The organism is Aliiglaciecola sp. SL4 (genome assembly GCF_041538045.1).
Taxonomy (GTDB): Bacteria; Pseudomonadota; Gammaproteobacteria; order Enterobacterales; family Alteromonadaceae; genus Aliiglaciecola.
In genome coordinates, this window is the sequence record NZ_JBGOSE010000014.1 from 82793 (window position 1) to 99613 (window position 16821).

Genomic DNA, 16821 nt, shown 5'->3' on the forward strand with positions numbered 1-16821 from the left:
CCTTTTGTCTTAGTATTCATAGGTAGCTTAGAACGATAAGCTAACTGCCTGCATATTTTGAAGATATTTATTGGGGATGCAAGTGTTTTTGTTGAAATTATATTCAGCCTAGAGAAAGAAAGCACTCAACTGGTAAACAATCTTATCAATTAAGGGGTTCAAATTTTTTTTACGATAAATTTTTTATTTTTGATGACAGTCACTGCTAAAAATTAGGCTTAGTGGTGCGGCGTATCTTAGCGATCTAAAATTACAGGGCCAGGACCTTCCACTGCCAACTTGTCTTCAGGATTATAAATTGGACATGTTTTCATGGATAAACATCCGCAACCAATACAGCCATCCAACGAGTCCTTTAGTTTTATCATGGCTTGAATTCGTTTTTCGAGTTGTTGTTGCCAACTTTTAGAAAGTTTTGCCCAATCTTGTTTTGTTGGGGTTCTTGAAAGCGGTAAGGTATCAAAAGCGAGTTTGATATCTTGTAAGCTAATCCCTAATTTTTGCGCTGCTTTTATAACCGAAACTCGCCGTAATACGTCGGCTTCATAACGTCGTTGGTTTCCGGCATTTCGCCAACTCTGAATCAACCCTTTTTGTTCATAAAAATGCAACGTAGATACTTTCACGCCACAACGTTTGGCTACATATCCTACGCTTAGCTCTCTCACTGCCATGCTGCTCCTTTAAACTTTTTTTAAGAATATGAAAAAAAGCGCTTTACCTCAAGTTAACTTGAGGGGTTATTCTGTATCCATCGTCAATACTAAAAACAATTAGAGGAGTTAATATGCAAGCTAGTCATCCAAAACAGGCACAAATTAAAGGAACACAAAGTGAAACGTCATCTCAGCTCAAATTTTGTTTAGAAAAGGCTTCAACAGGTCGATTAGACAATTTTTTAAGTTTGTTCAATAACACAATGCAATTAAAGTGAGGTAAACGATGATCCGCTTAGAACATATCAACATTGTCGTTAAGGACATGCTCGAAACACTAACATTTTATCAAGCGGCCTTTCCCCATTGGACTATTCGCAATCAAGGTGAGGCCAATTGGTACGGTACACAAAGAAGCTGGTTACATTTTGGTGATGAATATAACTATCTCACCTTTAATGACAATGGAATTGGTGAAAATCGGGATTTAAAGGGAAGCCAGGTAGGACTTGCTCATATGGCCTTTGAAGTTAAGAATATCTCGGCTGTAATATCACGGTTACGGAGTGCGGGTTTTCTACCCCATAATTCTGGGGCTAAAAATCAATTTAGGAAAAACTGTTACTTCATCGATCCTAGTGGCTTTGAAATAGAGTTTGTTGAATATTTAACTGACCTACCCAGTCAACGAAATAATTCAGACGACTAACCTTGCTGGGTGAAAAAAGGGGATTATCCTTTGAAGTTTAATCTTGATAGATCTCTAACGGTAAATCGTCTGGATCGGCAAAAAAGGTAAAGGCTCGGCCTGTATATTCATCAATTCGAATTAGTTCTGGCGTGATACCTTTTTGCCATAAGTAATCACAAAAATCACTCACCGAGTCTACTTTGAATGCTAAATGCCGAAGTCCTTGTGCTTCAGGCTTTGAGGGCCGTTGCGGCGCGCCAGGGAATGAAAATAACTCTATTTGGCTACCATCGGGTAATGCTAAGTCGAGTTTATAGGAGTCTCGATGCGCTCGATAGTTTTCTGCCAATATTTCAAACCCTAAAATATCGGTATAGAAGGCTTTAGAGCGCGCGTAGTTACTGCATATAATCGCCACATGATGGAAGCCCTTTAATTTAGTCATACTTGCCTTAAGTTATTAATAATGGGTAAGTGATTCTTTTATACCAGCGCTTTTTTCAAGTGAGAAGGTGTCTACTCGAATATTTCCTTGCCAATTGCTAATCGAAACCCGAATCTCTTTGGGCGCATAGTCGTTAAATTTTTGCCTATCTATTATGGCTGAATAAGGAGGCGTATTGTCTTTTGCAATAACTTCATATTCTCCTTGTAAGTTTTTAACCTCAGTAGTTACCTCCAGTAAGGGGAGTGAATTGGCAGGCAACTGTGAAAGCTGATAGTCAAAACGTATGACTCGTTGTTGTTTTTCAAAGCCTAAAAACTCCAGAGCTCCTATTTCTGTATTTTCTATTGCCGAGTTTGCTTTAAGAACTGAATAACTTAAAGCTGGCAGGGTAATTTGTATAACGTCGCCATCCATACTGAATTGATTGCTACCCGCTATCCATTGATAGCCATTATGATTGGCGCTCAAAGTAATGGTTTGTGGTTCATTCATGGGGTTAAAGGCTAATAAAAACTCAGTGGCATCTTGTTTGTCCACGCGTGAAATGGCAAATGCATACTGGCTGCCTTTACTCGGGCGGTTAAATGTGACTCCACGACGCAGTGTTGGATGGTCCATACGTAATTGGGCGAGGGTCTGTAACGCTCGATATATGGGATGGTTTTGGTCAAAGTTCTCCGAAGCTGTTGTTGCATCTGTGCCAAGCAAATCCAATTGATTATATGCCGCAACTTGTGAGGCAAACATATCTTCCCGCGCGCCTACATCTCCCCCCGTACCGACGAAACCTTGCTCATCGCCATAGTAGATGACTGGAATGCCACGAGATAAGTACATGAAGCTATGGGATAGTATATTGCGTTTGAGTTTTTCTTGTTCAGACACATTTGGCAAACTCTGGTTTATAAACAAACCTGCACGTCCCATATCGTGATTGCCTAAAAAATTCATTAATACATCAGCTTGGCTGTCGTTGTCATTGTAAAAGTCATCATCTTCAAATAACTGGACTATCTTTGAGGCAGGCTTATTGCGGTAAAAAACATCAGTTACAGCTGCTTGAAAGCCAAAGTCTAATACTGAAGGCATTTTACCTATCGTGGTATAACTACTCAGTTCAATAGGATCGGCACTATAGACTTCACCAAAAATATGGAAGTTAGGAATACCCTGTTGTTTTGCATGATTTAAAATTGCAGGGCTGAATGTGGACCAAAAACTCATATCCACGTGTTTTACTGTGTCAATCCGAAACCCATCTGGCTTGAATTCGCTAATAATGTTTTTGTAAATATCAATCATGCCCGCAAGCACTTGTGGATCTTTTGTATTCAAGTCGTCTAAACCTGAAAAGTCACCATTAATAGCACTTTCACCTTGCCAAATGCTATCGCCTTGGTTGTTGTAATATTTGGGATCATTTAACCAAGCGGGTACTTTGACATTTTCGTAGCCTGATGGAATAAATGGCGTGTACTTGTCACCCGCTTCTACCTGAGCGGTAGATTTATAAGGGCAGGTCGGCTCGCCTTTGTAGCTACCATCGGGATTATGACATTCGCGATAACTAATCACATCCGCAGTATGATTGGTAATAATGTCGAAAAATATCTTAATACCCTTATTGTGGGCGGCGCTGATTAAATCTTTTAGATCTTGATTGCTGCCGAAGTGCGGGTCGATTTGCGTAAAGTCTAGGATCCAGTATCCATGGTGTCCATAGCCGTCATTCTGAATGGCTTTATTGCGTAAAATCGGGGTCATCCAGATTGCGCTAATGCCCAAATCTTTTAAGTAATCTAATTTTTGCTCCAGACCTTTAATGTCACCACCATGAAAACCTTTCATATCATCAATAACATAACCCCCTTGAGAAATTGAAGTGGTTGCAGAACCCATATCATTTTCTGGTTCACCGTTATAAAAACGGTCAGGCATCACAAAGTAAAAAATATCGTCACGCACATCTCGGTTTAGATAATCATTATAAATATCAGGGAAAGTTAAGTTGATTGGCTCTAGTGCAGGTTGCGGATTTTCTGTTTCTGCAACAGATTGGCCTTGTTCTGAACACGCAGATAAAACAGAGCTGGCAAAGATTAAAGCAAATAGGGTGTTGAATGATTTCATGATGGGCTCTCTTTTTTTAAGGTAGTTCACAACCACGAGCAGTAACAAACAATGAATACCAGTGTTCTCTCGACAATTCAATTTGTGCAGCTTGAGCGCAAGCTTTGATCCGCATGGTATTTGTCGTACCAATAATGGGTTGAATTTTAGCTGGGTGACGCATTAAAAAAGCTAACAAAATGGCTTCTGGTGATGTTTGATATTCTGCTGCTAGTTTGCACACTAAGTTAGCAGTTTGTTGAATATGCTCGTCTTGGCCAACTAAACTTTTACCCGTTAATGCGCCTTGGCAAAGACTGCCCCAAGCTTGCACTTGAATATTATTTAATTGGCAGTACTCCATGGTACCGGAAGCAAAGGATAAGTCTTTTGACTGAGGGTGATTAGCCAGTACTGCATCCTCTAAAAAATCTAAATGGGTTAAATTTAATTCAATTTGATTGGCCACTAACGGTACGTCAAGACTACGCTGTAATAGCTTCATTTGGTGTAAATTTTGGTTCGATACCCCAAAGTGCTTGACCTTACCATTAGTTTTTAAAATCGAAAAAGCTTCAGCAACCTCGTGGGCGTCCATCAGAGGGTCGGGGCGATGGAGTAGAAATATATCAATATATTCAGTATTAAGACGACTAAGAATGCCATCTACCGATTTCAGCAGATACTCTTTGGAAAAGTCGAAACGTTTAGGGCCTTTTTCATCTTCAAATACAATTCCACATTTAGATTGTATTAAAATGTTTTCCCTTAATTCTGGGCGGGCTTTTAGCACTTCTCCAAACACCTGTTCGGCTTTGCCCATGGTGTAAATATCGGCATGATCGAAGTTGTTAATTCCTGTTTCTAGTGCCGCATCAACAGCGTTGTGGGCTTGTTTCACGTGTTTGGATTCAAAGGGAGCTTTTCCCCAAGTGCCGCCTAATCCCATGCAGCCCAAAGAAATCGGGCTCATGCTAGGAAAATACGAATTTAACGGTATTTGTTTCATGCTAATGTCTTTTAAACTGAAGTAATTTGTTTATTCTAATCCGTTTACAAAAAGATTACATTGAATACGTATGCGATAGGCCAATTCAAGCTTGCGGTTGAATTGGCCTGTATTTTTAATTATCTCCTTAAAGTTTAAGGGACCCTGTAAAGTAAAAGCCTCGCCATCACTAAAAACGGCCGGCTAATGATATTTTAAATCTCTCACTTTCCCCCAAAACACACGATACGAGAATAGGGTGTAAGCAAAAATACAGGGGATAACAATCAGTGCGCCATATAATATGACTCGCAAAGACTCTGGTGCGCTGGCGGCTTGCCAAATATTAAGCTCCCCGGGTACGACAAAAGGATAAAAGCTAAAGGCGAGGCCTAAAAAGCTAAAAGTGAAAATAGCCGTACAAAGAACGAAGGGCAACCAGCAACCAGCATCATCTTTTAGGGGTAATTTTTGCAAGGTAAAATAACCAATTACAAAAAACGCGAAACATAATATAGGCACTAACGCGATTAAATACGCCAAGGGGGGTTGGGTCCAACGCTCAAATACAAATGAATTAATTAATGGGTTAATAATACACACAGCGAGGATTCCTATTAAACAGACCTTTCCTGCATTTTTGGCCCATTTCACAGAGCGTATTTGCAATTCTCCTTCCGTTTTCATGATTAACCAACAGGCTCCAATGAGTGCATAGGCCATGGCAACACCAGCGGCACTGAGCAGACTAAATGCAACAGACTCTAGACTAATTTCGAACCCCATTACAAACATGCCCAACATGTAACCTTGGGCTGCTGCGGCAATGAAAGAACCCAATATAAAGAGCTTGTCCCAACGATCTTTTTTATGAGCAATTACTTTGGCTCTAAAATCGAAAGAAACACCGCGAATAATTAAACCAATCAATAATATGGCGGTAGGTAAATAAAGGGCCTTTAAAATAATGCTGTGGGCACTGGGAAAAGCAACTAACATTAAACCAACCGCCAACACTAACCAGGTTTCGTTTGCATCCCAAAACGGACCAATGGATGCGATCATTTTGTCTCTTTGTTGCTGATTATCCATGGGTAGAAGCAATCCCACGCCTAAGTCGTAACCGTCGAGAATGGCGTATACCAGCACAGAAAACGCCATTAAACCGGCAAATATGATGGGTAACTGATGATCTAAAATCATTGGCTGGCCTCCGCAGGTGTGATTGTGCGGGCAGGTGTGTATTCCGCCGCATCGTATTCTTCAATCTCCACTGACTTTCTAGCCATGTAAAACAAGGTCTTGATGTAAGCAAATAACAAGAAAGCATAGAGGGATAAGTACATGGCTAAACTTACCCCCACATTTTCTGGTGCAATATCTGTTACTGCATCTGCGGTAGTTAAAATTCCACTGACTAAATAAGGCTGACGGCCAATTTCAGTGACATACCAACCTGCTAAGGTGGCTATCCAGCCTGAAAATGTCATGCCAACAAAAAACTTCAACATCCAAGGGGCGAGAGCACCTTTGCGCCACAAGAAAAAGCTTGCTAGCCAACTGCTAAATAACATCAACATGCCTAAACCAACCATTATTCTAAACCCATAAAACACAGGTTTAACGGGTGGGTGTTTGCCCTCAAACTCGTTTAAGCCTCGAATTTGTCCGTCAGGGTCATGGGTTAAAATCACACTCGCCATTTTAGGTATCGCAATCTCTAAATGGTTGGTGCGTTGCTCTTCATCTGGCACAGCAAATAGCAACAGTGGTGCGCCATTGGTGGTTTCCCAAACTCCTTCCATTGCGGCCACTTTCTGAGGCTGATGCTCGAAGGTATTTAAGCCATGCATATCACCCATTACTACTTGTAACGGAGTGAGTATGGCAGCTAAGAAAATCGCGGTTTTTAAGGCTAAATTTGGCGCTTTTTTATTGTCGCCGCGAAGAATTCGGTAAGCCGAAATCCCCGCAATTAAGAAGCATATGGTTAGTCCAGAGGCCAATAACATGTGCCCTAGTCGGTAAGGGAATGAGGGGTTGAAAATGATTGCAAACCAATCGACCGCATAAGCCACGCCATCGCGCATCTCGAAACCTGTGGGAGTATGCATCCATGAATTAAGGGCTAATATCCAAAATGCGGACAGTGATGTGCCTACTGCTACAATGAAGGTTGAAAGGGTATGAAGCCAAGGTGGCACACGATTAATACCAAATAACATGACACCTAGAAACGTGGCTTCTAAGAAAAACGCAGTCATGATTTCGTAGGCTAAAAGCGGCCCTGCAATATTACCCACTGTGGCCATAAAGCCCGGCCAGTTGGTGCCAAATTGAAATGACATAGTAATACCACTGACCACGCCCATTGCAAAGGTAAGGGCAAACACTTTTACCCAAAAGCGGTAGATCCGCATCCAAACTGGGTGCTTGCTTATGTGAAAACGAACACGAAAATAAAATAGCATCCAGCACATAGCAATGCTTATCGCTGGAAATAGAATATGAAAACTAATATTTGCTGCAAATTGAATGCGAGAGAGTAGCATTACGTCTGCCATTGATAACCCCTAGCGGCGCTGATTTTAGCCGTTGTTAATGTATATTTAAAACCCGATGTATTTAATCCTGCTTACGGCGATAATCTGCTGTTTAACTTGTACGCTTTTGATTTAACTGCTTTTTAAAAATTTATCCTTCATATCTAAAACTTTCCCCACCCCGGAACCTAACTTCATTAGAGTTGATAGCTTCTCTGGGCTCAGGCGTTGCAACTCTTCACTCCATTGGGTTACGTTTTCTAATAGATCATGGATTTCCTGTAGCTGCTGTTGAGCATATTCTTCCTGTGGATTTGCTGGTGTGACTAACAGGGTGTCTCTAAGTACGCTCATAGTCGGTTCAATTTCCCGCTTGCGACGCTCTTCAAACACTTTGTTTGCCATATCCCAAATACTGCCTAAGGATCTAAAGTAGTCTTTTCGGTCACCAGGAACATGATGCATTTGCACTAAGCGCCAGGCCTGCAATTCTTTTAACCCCATGCTGACATTGCCGCGGGATACATTGAGGGCTTCAGCAATGTCATTTGCACTCAATGGTTCTTCACTTATGACTAAAAGGGCATACATTTGACCAACCGTGCGGTTAAATCCCCAACGGCTGCCCATTTCACCGAAATGCATAACGAAGGTCTCTATCATGGGTGTCATTTTCATTGTGAATTATCTCTTTTCTGAAGTTTCAGTAATTTCTGAAAATTATAAACATTAATTGATGTAGATCAATTATTATTTTATTTGTTTGTGTTTATTAGCCAGCAACTTTGCTTTTTGGTGAAAGGGCTAGCTAATTGAAATTAATATTGAACTTGATGTTTTTTGTGCGTTTTTTAATCAACTTTCGCTAGTTTAAATTGTTCATTGAAATGTTTTTTTGAAATTTTAGAGAAAGTTTAAAGGTCTAGAACTTACATAAGGGATTCCACTGCTCAGATAAGAGCTCGTTTTTCACAATTAAATATTCTTGAGGATAGAACTTATGAAACATAACAACTCAATAAAAACTGCATTACTTATCGGTGCGACTTTAGCGGCTTCTCAAGTTGCTGTTGCTAAACCAAATGACCAATTATCTCTTGCTGAAGGGACACCTGAAAAAGTAAAAGTCGCTTTCCAAGAATGGAAAGAAGGTAAAAGATTACGCGGACGTAAAGATAAATGTTACGGGATTGCTTTAGCTGGTGAAAACGATTGTAAAGCAGGTGCAGGAACAAGCTGTGAAGGTACTTCTACCGTTGATTTCCAAAAAAATGCCTGGACTTACTCGCCTAAAGGTTCGTGTGAATTCATAGTAACACCTGATGGCACTGGCTCTAAAAAGCCTATCGCTTAGTACGTTAACTTTTAGATGAAAGCGTTAACTAAATTGCCCGTAGATGCGGGCATTTGTTTAAAACCAGAGCATTTTGATGACATTCCTAGCAGGGTTGATGGTCATTTGTGGTTCGAGGTACATGCAGAAAATTACCTAATGCAGGGTGGGCCTAGGCTCAAAAAATTACTGGATATTGCACAGCAGTTTCCGTTAAGTATTCACGGTGTTGGTGCGTCTCTTGGTGGTCCTAAACCAGTTAACACCGAACATCTCAAACGACTAACCAGTTTAGTTAACTCGGTGCCCACAGCCGCTTTTTCTGAACACATTGCGTGGTCGGGCACTGATAGCAATTATCTAGCTAATTTGATGCCAACGCCTATTACCTCTGAATCCCTTATTCGCACCGCTAACAATATTGAACAGTTACAAGATGCTATTCAGCGTCCAATATTGATAGAAAACCCGGCTAACTACCTTACTTTCAAATCTGACATGTCAGAGAGCGATTTTATGATGTCACTGGTGAGTAAAACGGGCTGCGGTATTTTGCTAGATGTAAATAATTTATTCATCAGTGCGAACAATACAGGAATTGACCCCATTAAATATATTCGTGCTCTCGATAGGAAAGTCATCGGTGAGATTCATGTGGCTGGGCATTCAGTAGATCCTGTTGAAAAAGATCTACTAATCGACTCCCATGATAGTGAGGTAGCAAGTGGTGTTTGGGCGCTGCTAAATGATGCATTAAGCCATATAGGCCCGTGTCCGGTGCTAATTGAAAGAGATGCGAACTTACCATCCTTTAAGGTATTGTTGGCAGAACGTAATATCGCGCGAAACTTAATTCTGCAAAATAACAAAAATGCTGGCTATGAGTGATTTTCATTTAGCTTTAATGAATTACGTGCAAAGCGGAGATTTAGTGGATATCGTCGAACATCTTGATGACACTATAAATACCCGTCGTTTGGCAGTCTATCGGAATACCTTTATAAGTAGTTGCATTGATGCGCTACTGCGCAAGTATCCAAGTGGTGAGAAATTATTAGGTGAAGATTTTTTTAAAGCCTTATCTAGGCAGTTCTGTTTATCACATCCACCAACAACCACAGTTTTAGCTGAGTACGGTGAAAACTTCCCTGATTATGTTCGGGACTCCATGCTAGATAGTCACCCTGAACTTGGCTATTTGTGGGACATCTGTAAATTGGATCGTGCTTGGTATCATGCCTACTTTGCGGATGAGAAACCTTCATTAAGCCAAGATCAGATTGAATCATTGTTTGACGACATCGAATCGAAATCACTTTCCTTACATCCCAGTGTGCAATTAATTCAAAATGACTGGACGGTATTGTCTCTTTGGTCACAGCTAAAAGTTGCCGAACTAAGCGAACAAGTCGCCATAGAACATAACCATGAAAATATTTTATTGTGGCGAGACAATGGCCGCATTTTACATCGACAAATTTCTGAACCAGAACACTTATTTATTTCTCGTATTTACGCTGGTCAAACCTTAGGGGATGCAGCACAAGTGGCGATGCAAAATGGTCCAATAGATATTAGCGAAATATTTAGTCAGTTACTCCTTAATAAATTAATAACTTAAGAGAAAAATATGATAAAACTCATTAACCTTTATGCTGGGTTAACGGCTAAACTTAGCTTGTACCTTACCGATATTTATTTATTACTCGCAAGATTATTGGTCGCGAGTGTATTTTTTCAATCAGGACTGACAAAGTGGAATGGATTTCTCAGCTTTAATCCTGATAAGTACGATTTGTTTTTATATGAGTTTTTCTGTCCAGATCCAGTCCGCGAAGGTGCTTTACTGCTATGTGACCCAATAACTTTAGATTATGTTGAAGGGTCCACAACTGTATCAATTATTGAAACCCTGGCGGTTTCTGCAGGAGTTGCTGAAATAGTGCTACCTATTATGCTTGCTTTAGGATTTTTAACTCGAGTTGGTGCTGCAGGTTTGATTGGAATGACGCTATTTATTAGCTTAGCTGTATTCCCGACTTGGGAGCACTGGTGGAACCCCGCAGTATGGTGGTTCATAGCGTTGCTGTCTGTACTTAGTATGGGGCCAGGAAGGTTATCTCTCGATAAGTTATTTGGCTTCGAAAAACGAGTTGCATAATCTACCCCTTTGCAGTTTAGTTAACTTGAATCCGGGTTAACTAAACTGGTTGTTAAAACGAGTTATGGTCACCTTCAAAAGGATGGCTATGCAAGTTACCTTCTCCACCTAATCTGCTATTAGAAAATCGAAAACGTCAACTAAATCATTAGCATTTTCCATTTCATGAATGTAATTCATGTGTTTATGAAATTATATCATTTTTATTCATGTATTGATCCGCGTATAAAACACACTCTCCTTTGACTTCTAACTTTTATAAAGATTGCAGTAGGTTCTTGATTGCAGCATTAATCAAGGTGCTGGCAAAGCGGCAATAGACTCAGTAAAGCCGCAACATAAAGTTGGAAAGTCCAAAAATGACAGGCGATAAATTTAGGTTTTATCTCAGATAAATTGGATACAAATCACCATGAATAAAGATTTTATATTTACCATTAACAGCATTGCTTTTGATGAAAACTATCATCCTTCAAACAACACCCGTATCACCACCAACTTTGCTAATTTGGCAAGGGGACAGAGCCGTCAAGAGAACTTACGTAATGCACTAAATATGATCGACAATAGTTTTAACGGCTTGGCATGCTGGGATAACCCTCAAGGAGATCGTTATTCGGTGGAACTAGATATCATCACCGTCGATATTGACATTGAAGGCAGTGGTCGTAGTTTCCCATCTATTGAAATATTAAAAACGAATATTGTAGATCATCGAACCAATAAACGTATCGAAGGCATTGTCGGTAACAACTTTTCTTCTTACCTACGAGATTATGATTTCAGCGTTTTGTTGTTAGAGCATAACAAGAATCAGCCGAAATTTAGCATTCCTGATAACTTTGGCGAACTGCACGGTAAACTGTTTAAATCTTTCATTAATTCAAATTCTTACAAGCAGCATTTCAAAAAACTACCGGTTATCTGCCTTAGCGTTTCGGATAGCAAGATTTATCACCGAACTGAAAATCAGCATCCGATTTTAGGGGTTGAATATCGGCCAAGCGATTCATCATTAACTGAACTGTATTTCAAAAAAATGGGTTTGCAGGTTCGATATTTTATGCCCGCTAATAGTGTTGCGCCTTTGGCCTTCTATTCCTGTGGTGATTTACTGAATGATTATACAGCCCTTGAGCTGATCAGTACCATCAGCACCATGGAAACCTTTCAGAAAATCTATCGGCCTGAGATCTATAACGCCAATGCGGTGGCTGGAAAGTGTTATCAACCAAATTTGCAGAATCAAGATCATTCTCTTACCCAAATTGTGTATGACCGAGAAGAGCGCAGCCAATTGGCAAGTGAGCAAGGGAAATTTGCCGAAGAGCACTTCATCAAACCCTATCAAAATGTACTTGAGCAGTGGTCTGCTAATTACGCCTAAACATTAACTTAAAAATAAGACGCTATTTATTATGAAAACTCTATTTCCTACCTCTACTGCTGGCAGTTTACCTAAACCTTCTTGGTTGGCGCAGCCTGAGACGCTTTGGTCACCTTGGAAGTTGCAAGATGAAGAACTAATTGCGGGTAAACAAGATGCTCTGCGTTTGTCACTGCAAGATCAACAACAAGCAGGAATTGATATCGTCAGTGATGGTGAGCAAACTCGCCAGCATTTTGTAACTACCTTTATTGAGCACCTTGATGGTGTTGATTTTGAAAAGCGTAAAACCGTTAAAATACGTGACCGCTATGACGCCAGCGTTCCCACCGTAGTTGGCGCTGTTACCCGTCAAAAGCCGGTGTTTGTAGAAGATGCGAAATTTCTACGTCAACAAACTACGCAACCTATAAAATGGGCACTACCTGGCCCTATGACTATGATAGATACCTTGTATGATAGCCACTACAAAAGTCGCGAAAAGTTAGCTTGGGAATTTGCCAAAATTCTTAATCAAGAAGCAAAAGAGTTAGAAGCCGCTGGTGTTGATATTATTCAATTTGATGAGCCTGCCTTTAATGTGTTTTTTGATGAGGTAAATGATTGGGGTATTGCCACTTTGGAAAAAGCACTTGAAGGACTTAAGTGTCAAACTGCTGTACATATTTGCTATGGTTATGGCATAAAAGCTAATACCGATTGGAAAAAGACGTTGGGCTCAGAGTGGCGACAATATGAAAAAGCCTTTCCTAAGTTGCAAACGTCGAATATCGATATAGTTTCATTGGAATGTCAAAACTCACGTGTTCCCATGGATTTGATTGAACTCTTGAGGGGGAAAAAGGTAATGGTAGGCGCTATTGATGTTGCAACCAATACCATAGAGACGCCAGAAGAAGTGGCTAATACCCTAAGAAAAGCCTTAGAGTTCGTCGATGCTGATAAGCTCTACCCTTCGACCAACTGTGGCATGGCACCTTTGCCGCAACAGGTGGCCAGGGCTAAACTCGCTGCGTTAAGCGCAGGGACTGATATATTGCGAATAGAGCTCTCAAGTTAACTCAGGCTCAACTTAACTAATATCTATCTTTATGTTCGCAACCTAAGTTAACTAAATGATAAACAAGGCTGTGAACATAAATTCTATGCACTTCTTTAAATACTTACTCTACTTGCAAATTTTTTTCGCTACTCAGGTTTTAAGTGGCGAGTCACCGGTATTATTAGATAATGGTGAATATAAAATTCCTGCAATTTATTCTACACCATCAGAAACAGGCAAATATCCGGCTGTGATTTTATTGCACGGAACTGCGTCGAACAAAAATGAGGTGGGTGATCTATATGCATTACTCGCCAAACAGCTAAGAGACAATCAAATTGCATCAATTAGAATTGATTTTGCTGGCACCGGCGATAGTCAAGTAGATTACCTAAAATACACCTTAGACAGTGCGCTTGCCGATGCAAATAGGGCGCGGCAGTTTTTAAGGGAACAACCCCAAATAGATAGTGATGACATCGCCGTTTTAGGATTTAGCCAAGGCGGCTTGATTGCTCAGTTATTAGTAATAGAACACCCAGAACTCGCCGCTTTAGTTACTTGGTCATCGGTAGCTGGTGATGGCATAGAGCCCTTTTCAAGTTTATTTCATCGCTACTATAAACAAGCATTGGATAATGGTTTTGCACCATTGACCTTCGACTGGCGGGGGCCGTTGAACTTAAGTTTGCAATGGTTTGAGCAAGTTAAAAAACAAAAGTCTTTCACGGGTTTAGTCGAATATCATGGCCCCACTTTAGCTATTGCTGGTGGTGCTGATACGCTTGTCGATGCAAATTCTTCCGTTAGGTTAATACAACGAGTAGGCTCAGAAGATGCCCAAGTAGTGATCCTAAAAGGAGCTGATCATATTTTTAATGTTTTCGATCCAGAAGCAAAACAACACGCAACTCTACAGAAAATTACCTTGCAATGGTTAGTAGAAAAGTTACATTAAATTTATGCTTAACGTTAGATTATATGCAGTTAACTAAAATAAACTAGGTGAATGCTACCATTGGAAAATGTAACTTTAAGAAAAGCGACACTAGACGACCTTGGAAAATTAATAGAGTTAGAGCAAAAGTTGATTGCGGCTGAACGCCCCTTTAACCCCATATTAAAAACAAAGGATGCAGTCTATTATGACATCGAGAATTTAATAACCAGCAAATCTTCGTATTTGGCTGTTGCTGAGGTTGATGGTGAAATAATCGCCACGGGTTATGCTCAAATTCGTGAATCTAAGATTGCCCATAGACATGATTTTCATGTGTATTTAGGTTTTATGTTTGTAGCCCAAGAGTTTCGAGGTTTAGGAATTAATAAGCGAATTATGCAAACGTTAATTGCATGGGGTAAAGAACAAAATTTGAGTGACTTTTATCTTGATGTTTACGCCACCAATGAGTCAGCAATCAAAGCTTATCGAAAAGCAGGTTTTGCTGAATCAACTTATGAAATGAAATTGAACCTTTAACCTTACAGAGTTTAAAAATTAAGCTTATAATTCAAATAAGTGATACAAAAGTTCGATTCACACGTTATAACATTTATAATTATTTAGTTAATTAAGTTTAAAGTTAATGAAATTAAAACTCTTCTTTCTATTAGTTGTGAGCTTCTTCGTTGTTTCATGCACCTCAATTCCTAAAGGGATAGAGCCCGTTAAGAATTTCGACCTAAATAAATATTTAGGTACTTGGTATGAAATTGCGCGTTTTGATCATAGTTTTGAAGAAGGTCTCCAACGTGTGACTGCCGAATATGCGCTTCTGGCTGATGGTGGCGTGAGTGTTATTAATCGTGGTTTTAACTCTGAAAATGGCGAATGGAAAGAGGCCGAGGGCAAAGCTTATTTTGTCGGCGAAGAGTCCATAGGACATTTAAAGGTATCTTTTTTCGGTCCGTTTTACTCCAGTTATATTATATTTTTTCTTGATCAAGATGATTACCAGTATGCCTTAGTGAGTGGCCCCAATCGGGAGTATCTTTGGATACTAAGCAGGGATAAAGCATTGCCAAAATCAACCATAGACATGTTAGTTCAAGAAGCCAGTGACGCAGGTTACGATATTTCAAAATTGATTTTCGTTGACCATAATTAGCCAGTGACTTTGGGTTTCATTCATATATATTGAAATTATTATTTGTGTATAAAGGTCTTAGCTAAAAAGCAAATTTGAAACCAGAAGAACGCGGAAGGAATAACATGCTCGAAAGTCAGCTTGAAGTTGTGCGCCAAGCCAAGCAATTTTTAACAAATACTGATATCAATGAATATCAAGAGATCTTAAAACCACACTTATCCGGAAGCGCTGGTATGCATATGCGGCACATTCTTGATCACTATCTGGCCTTAAAGAATGGATTTGACCTTAAGTTTATCGATTACGATAAGCGAAATAGGCATACTAAAACTGAAAGCTGCCCACAAGCTGCAATAACGCAATGGCAAGAAATTGAAGCTTGGTTAGAGAATGTTTGCCAACAAGACCTTAATATGGAGCTCGTGGTGAGCAGTGAAGTTAACACAAACAAGGTCGAACAGGCACGAGTACATTCTACTTTAGCAAGAGAATTAATATTCGTATCAAGTCACGCAATTCACCATTTCTCGTTACTCAGTGTCATTCAGTCATTAAGAGGAAATAATACACCTGAAAATTTCGGAGTTGCTCCCGCAACTATCAGTTTTCAGCGCGATGAAATGAATAAAGTCTCGCTTGCCAATCCATAATTTCATCTAAAAACTATACCTAATGCATAAAACCATAGAAATTTTGTGGTTTTTATGCATAATATCGCCGCTTAAATTCCATTCCACAAAGGTTTTAGCATGTCTATTGAACAAACTCTTTTATCTCGCAGTAACCAAGCCTGTGAATTATGCGGTGCCACCGACTCTCTTGTTGTATATGAAGTGCCGCCAGAAGAGGCCCATGCTGATAAATGTATTTTAGTCTGCGGAACATGCCAATCTCAAATATCGGGTGATGCAGAATTGGATATGACTCACTGGCGTTGTTTAAACGATAGTATGTGGAGTCAAGTGCCAGCAGTGCAAATCGTTGCCTGGCGCATGCTTAAAAAGTTATCTACTGAAGGCTGGGCTCAGGACCTGTTAGATATGTTATATCTAGATGAAGAAATGCTTAAATGGGCTGAGTCAGGTCTAGTTGAATTAAATGATGAGCCAACCTTAGATTGTAACGGCACAGCGCTGCAAGCTGGGGATACTGTCACCCTAGTAAAAGATCTCAATGTGAAAGGCGCTAACTTCACCGCCAAGCGCGGAACCGCAGTACGAGGCATTGCCTTGAGCAGTAATCCAGAACATATTGAAGGTAAAGTGAATGGTCAGCGAATTGTGATCATTAGTGCGTATACCAAAAAATCATAATTGTAGTTGTTGCAGCCCTAGGTGCTGTAGCACGGCATTTATGCCGTGGATGTTGTGTTT

General features: G+C 40.1%; 19 protein-coding genes. 12 read left to right on the forward strand and 7 right to left on the reverse strand.

All coding sequences use genetic code 11. The features are described from left to right. Nucleotides 1-236: 236 nt before the first annotated feature. On the reverse strand, nt 237-674 hold the full coding sequence (soxR, locus tag AB6T38_RS16750) for a redox-sensitive transcriptional activator SoxR (protein WP_372548392.1): 438 nt from the start codon (nt 672-674) through the stop codon (nt 237-239). Nucleotides 675-942: 268 nt separating this feature from the next. On the opposite strand from soxR, the gene AB6T38_RS16755 reads away from it, so the two are divergent. Beyond that, the gene (locus tag AB6T38_RS16755; RefSeq protein ID WP_372548393.1) at nt 943-1365 is read left to right on the forward strand and encodes a VOC family protein; all 423 of its coding nucleotides are present in this window, start codon (nt 943-945) and stop codon (nt 1363-1365) included. 37 nt (nt 1366-1402) lie between these two features. On the opposite strand, the gene AB6T38_RS16760 is transcribed toward AB6T38_RS16755, so the two are convergent. The 6 genes from AB6T38_RS16760 to AB6T38_RS16785 form a co-directional block, all read right to left on the reverse strand. Next, nucleotides 1403-1792: a VOC family protein gene (locus tag AB6T38_RS16760; RefSeq protein WP_372548394.1), complete on the reverse strand. Its 390-nt coding sequence runs from the start codon at nt 1790-1792 to the stop codon at nt 1403-1405. 15 nt (nt 1793-1807) lie between these two features. Then, nucleotides 1808-3925: an alpha-amylase family glycosyl hydrolase gene (locus AB6T38_RS16765; RefSeq protein ID WP_372548395.1), complete on the reverse strand. Its 2118-nt coding sequence runs from the start codon at nt 3923-3925 to the stop codon at nt 1808-1810. Nucleotides 3926-3941: 16 nt separating this feature from the next. Next, on the reverse strand, nt 3942-4913 hold the full coding sequence (locus AB6T38_RS16770) for an aldo/keto reductase family oxidoreductase (RefSeq protein ID WP_372548396.1): 972 nt from the start codon (nt 4911-4913) through the stop codon (nt 3942-3944). Between the two features lie 183 nt (nt 4914-5096). Next, entirely contained in the window at nt 5097-6095 is a 999-nt protein-coding gene (gene cydB, locus AB6T38_RS16775; RefSeq protein WP_372548397.1) for a cytochrome d ubiquinol oxidase subunit II, read from the reverse strand. Continuing rightward, nucleotides 6092-7456, reverse strand: a complete 1365-nt coding sequence (locus AB6T38_RS16780; RefSeq protein WP_372548398.1) for a cytochrome ubiquinol oxidase subunit I — start codon at nt 7454-7456, stop codon at nt 6092-6094. The genes cydB and AB6T38_RS16780 overlap by 4 nt, the downstream gene beginning before the upstream one ends. Nucleotides 7457-7567: 111 nt before the next feature. Next, on the reverse strand, nt 7568-8113 hold the full coding sequence (locus AB6T38_RS16785) for a GbsR/MarR family transcriptional regulator (protein WP_348492415.1): 546 nt from the start codon (nt 8111-8113) through the stop codon (nt 7568-7570). Nucleotides 8114-8435: 322 nt separating this feature from the next. On the opposite strand from AB6T38_RS16785, the gene AB6T38_RS16790 reads away from it, so the two are divergent. The 11 genes from AB6T38_RS16790 to AB6T38_RS16840 all read left to right on the forward strand — a co-directional run bounded on the left by AB6T38_RS16790 (nt 8436) and on the right by AB6T38_RS16840 (nt 16761). Beyond that, on the forward strand, nt 8436-8789 hold the full coding sequence (locus tag AB6T38_RS16790) for a DUF2282 domain-containing protein (protein WP_372548399.1): 354 nt from the start codon (nt 8436-8438) through the stop codon (nt 8787-8789). Nucleotides 8790-8804: 15 nt separating this feature from the next. Further along, nucleotides 8805-9656 carry a DUF692 domain-containing protein gene (locus AB6T38_RS16795; protein ID WP_372548400.1) on the forward strand — a complete coding sequence of 284 codons (852 nt, stop codon included), beginning with the start codon at nt 8805-8807 and terminating at the stop codon, nt 9654-9656. Beyond that, nucleotides 9649-10389, forward strand: coding sequence for a putative DNA-binding domain-containing protein (locus AB6T38_RS16800; protein ID WP_372548401.1), 741 nt, complete (start codon nt 9649-9651; stop codon nt 10387-10389). Before AB6T38_RS16795 ends, AB6T38_RS16800 begins: the two co-directional genes overlap by 8 nt. Nucleotides 10390-10398: 9 nt before the next feature. Continuing rightward, nucleotides 10399-10929: a DoxX family protein gene (locus AB6T38_RS16805; protein WP_372548402.1), complete on the forward strand. Its 531-nt coding sequence runs from the start codon at nt 10399-10401 to the stop codon at nt 10927-10929. A gap of 412 nt (nt 10930-11341) precedes the next feature. Beyond that, nucleotides 11342-12316 carry a DUF1852 domain-containing protein gene (locus tag AB6T38_RS16810; protein WP_372548403.1) on the forward strand — a complete coding sequence of 325 codons (975 nt, stop codon included), beginning with the start codon at nt 11342-11344 and terminating at the stop codon, nt 12314-12316. A 31-nt stretch (nt 12317-12347) separates the two neighbouring features. Further along, complete coding sequence (locus tag AB6T38_RS16815; protein WP_372548404.1) at nt 12348-13376, forward strand: methionine synthase; 1029 nt, start codon at nt 12348-12350, stop codon at nt 13374-13376. Between the two features lie 55 nt (nt 13377-13431). Further along, nucleotides 13432-14316 carry an alpha/beta hydrolase family protein gene (locus AB6T38_RS16820; protein WP_372548405.1) on the forward strand — a complete coding sequence of 295 codons (885 nt, stop codon included), beginning with the start codon at nt 13432-13434 and terminating at the stop codon, nt 14314-14316. Nucleotides 14317-14376: 60 nt separating this feature from the next. Further along, on the forward strand, nt 14377-14838 hold the full coding sequence (locus AB6T38_RS16825) for an N-acetyltransferase family protein (RefSeq protein WP_372548406.1): 462 nt from the start codon (nt 14377-14379) through the stop codon (nt 14836-14838). 106 nt (nt 14839-14944) lie between these two features. Then, nucleotides 14945-15466, forward strand: a complete 522-nt coding sequence (locus tag AB6T38_RS16830; protein ID WP_372548407.1) for a lipocalin family protein — start codon at nt 14945-14947, stop codon at nt 15464-15466. Nucleotides 15467-15570: 104 nt separating this feature from the next. After that, nucleotides 15571-16098 (forward strand): hypothetical protein, encoded by a 528-nt coding sequence (locus AB6T38_RS16835; protein ID WP_372548408.1) that lies wholly within the window; start codon nt 15571-15573, stop codon nt 16096-16098. Between the two features lie 99 nt (nt 16099-16197). Beyond that, on the forward strand, nt 16198-16761 hold the full coding sequence (locus AB6T38_RS16840) for a PhnA domain-containing protein (RefSeq protein ID WP_372548409.1): 564 nt from the start codon (nt 16198-16200) through the stop codon (nt 16759-16761). Nucleotides 16762-16821: the final 60 nt, after the last annotated feature.

Excerpts from the sequence above, each read along its gene's own strand:
- soxR (WP_372548392.1), bottom strand. The coding sequence starts at position 674 with ATGGCAGTGAGAGAGCTAAGCGTAGGATATGTAGCCAAACGTTGTGGC.
- AB6T38_RS16755 (WP_372548393.1), top strand. The coding sequence starts at position 943 with ATGATCCGCTTAGAACATATCAACATTGTCGTTAAGGACATGCTCGAA.
- AB6T38_RS16760 (WP_372548394.1), bottom strand. The coding sequence starts at position 1,792 with ATGACTAAATTAAAGGGCTTCCATCATGTGGCGATTATATGCAGTAAC.
- AB6T38_RS16765 (WP_372548395.1), bottom strand. The coding sequence starts at position 3,925 with ATGAAATCATTCAACACCCTATTTGCTTTAATCTTTGCCAGCTCTGTT.
- AB6T38_RS16770 (WP_372548396.1), bottom strand. The coding sequence starts at position 4,913 with ATGAAACAAATACCGTTAAATTCGTATTTTCCTAGCATGAGCCCGATT.
- cydB (WP_372548397.1), bottom strand. The coding sequence starts at position 6,095 with ATGATTTTAGATCATCAGTTACCCATCATATTTGCCGGTTTAATGGCG.
- AB6T38_RS16780 (WP_372548398.1), bottom strand. The coding sequence starts at position 7,456 with ATGGCAGACGTAATGCTACTCTCTCGCATTCAATTTGCAGCAAATATT.
- AB6T38_RS16785 (WP_348492415.1), bottom strand. The coding sequence starts at position 8,113 with ATGAAAATGACACCCATGATAGAGACCTTCGTTATGCATTTCGGTGAA.
- AB6T38_RS16790 (WP_372548399.1), top strand. The coding sequence starts at position 8,436 with ATGAAACATAACAACTCAATAAAAACTGCATTACTTATCGGTGCGACT.
- AB6T38_RS16795 (WP_372548400.1), top strand. The coding sequence starts at position 8,805 with ATGAAAGCGTTAACTAAATTGCCCGTAGATGCGGGCATTTGTTTAAAA.
- AB6T38_RS16800 (WP_372548401.1), top strand. The coding sequence starts at position 9,649 with ATGAGTGATTTTCATTTAGCTTTAATGAATTACGTGCAAAGCGGAGAT.
- AB6T38_RS16805 (WP_372548402.1), top strand. The coding sequence starts at position 10,399 with ATGATAAAACTCATTAACCTTTATGCTGGGTTAACGGCTAAACTTAGC.
- AB6T38_RS16810 (WP_372548403.1), top strand. The coding sequence starts at position 11,342 with ATGAATAAAGATTTTATATTTACCATTAACAGCATTGCTTTTGATGAA.
- AB6T38_RS16815 (WP_372548404.1), top strand. The coding sequence starts at position 12,348 with ATGAAAACTCTATTTCCTACCTCTACTGCTGGCAGTTTACCTAAACCT.
- AB6T38_RS16820 (WP_372548405.1), top strand. The coding sequence starts at position 13,432 with ATGATAAACAAGGCTGTGAACATAAATTCTATGCACTTCTTTAAATAC.
- AB6T38_RS16830 (WP_372548407.1), top strand. The coding sequence starts at position 14,945 with ATGAAATTAAAACTCTTCTTTCTATTAGTTGTGAGCTTCTTCGTTGTT.
- AB6T38_RS16835 (WP_372548408.1), top strand. The coding sequence starts at position 15,571 with ATGCTCGAAAGTCAGCTTGAAGTTGTGCGCCAAGCCAAGCAATTTTTA.
- AB6T38_RS16840 (WP_372548409.1), top strand. The coding sequence starts at position 16,198 with ATGTCTATTGAACAAACTCTTTTATCTCGCAGTAACCAAGCCTGTGAA.